This is a genomic window from Bacteroidota bacterium (assembly GCA_039821555.1).
Classification (GTDB): Bacteria; Bacteroidota; Rhodothermia; order Rhodothermales; family Rubricoccaceae; genus JBCBEX01.
Map to the genome: position 1 here is coordinate 878 of JBCBNX010000052.1, position 308 is coordinate 1,185.

1 rRNA gene (cut by a window edge) is annotated in these 308 nt (G+C 46.8%); it reads right to left on the reverse strand.

The window, feature by feature from the left end:
* Nucleotides 1-308, reverse strand: a 23S ribosomal RNA gene (locus tag AAFU51_18805) (its annotated part extends 700 nt beyond the left edge of the window); the annotation flags it as partial.

Sequence of the window (308 nt, forward strand, 5' to 3'; positions counted from 1 at the left end):
CACCAGAAAATGTCCCTTTGCCGGATAACGGCAAACAAGGTTAGAATTCCAGTTTTTCCAGAGTGGTATCTCACTGATGGCTCAAACATCCCCGCAAGAATATTCTCTAAGCCTCCCACCTATACTGCGCAGAAAAAACTTAAATCCAATTCCAAGCTACAGTAAAGCTTCATAGGGTCTTTCTGTCCAGGTGCAGGTAGTCCGCATCTTCACAGACATGTCTATTTCGCCGAGTCTCTCTCCGAGATAGTACCCAAATCGTTACGCCTTTCGTGCGGGTCGGAACTTACCCGACAAGGAATTTCGCT